At 77.7% G+C, this 737-nt stretch carries 2 protein-coding genes; one reads left to right on the plus strand and one right to left on the minus strand.

Going from position 1 to position 737, the window contains the following annotated elements:
* The coding region (locus OF117_RS22080) for a hypothetical protein (RefSeq protein ID WP_263555011.1) at positions 1 to 297 on the minus strand (297 nt) is incomplete at its 3' end.
* Here OF117_RS22080 and OF117_RS22085 point away from each other — a divergent pair.
* Positions 296 to 737: hypothetical protein (locus OF117_RS22085; protein WP_263555012.1), on the plus strand; the 442-nt coding region annotated here is incomplete at its 3' end. The genes OF117_RS22080 and OF117_RS22085 overlap by 2 nt on opposite strands.

Consider the following 737-nt stretch of genomic DNA (forward strand, 5'->3'; position numbering starts at 1 on the left):
GGCGGGCACGTACACGGTGCGGCTGATCGCGTCGAACGCGGCCGGGGCCGGTGCGCCGGCCACCCGGACGATCACCGTGACGGCGGGCGGTCCGCCGCCCGGTGGCGGCGCGGGGGCGATCACCGTGGGGGCCTCGGCCCAGTCGGTGAGCCGGACGGCGGCGACCGCGGTGAGCGTGCCGCGGCCGGCCGGGCTGGTCGACGGGGACGTGCTGATCGTCTCGATCACCGCCGATGACGCGCCGTCGATGGGGAGCGTGCCGGCCGGCTGGTCGCCGGTGGTGAACCCGCTGAGCATGGGGTCCAGCGCCCGGTTGTTCGTCTACTACCGGGTGGTGGCCGCGGCGGCGGCCGAGCCGGCGTCCTACACCTGGACGCTGGGCACGGCGGTGAAGTGGAACGCGGCGGTGACGGCGTTCTCCGGGGTGGACAACGGCACGCCGTTCGACACCGCGGCCTCGACCGCGGTGCAGACCGGGCGGGTGGCCTCGCTGGCGGTGCCGGGGGTGACCACGGTGACCCCGGGTGCGCTGCTGGTCGGCGGGGTCGGGCCGAACGACGACGCGGTGAGCGTGACCGCGCCGGCGGGCTGGACCGAGTCGGTGGAGTCCGGCGGTGCGCAGGTGACCGAGCTGGCCTGGCAGGCCCGCCCGACCGCGGGCGCGACCGGCACGGCCAGCTGGGGGATCAGCCCGGCCGAGCAGGTCGCCGGCTGGCTGCGCGCCCTCCGCCCCGCCG

It is taken from the genome of Geodermatophilus sp. YIM 151500, from assembly GCF_025716945.1.
Taxonomy (GTDB): domain Bacteria; phylum Actinomycetota; class Actinomycetes; order Mycobacteriales; family Geodermatophilaceae; genus YIM-151500.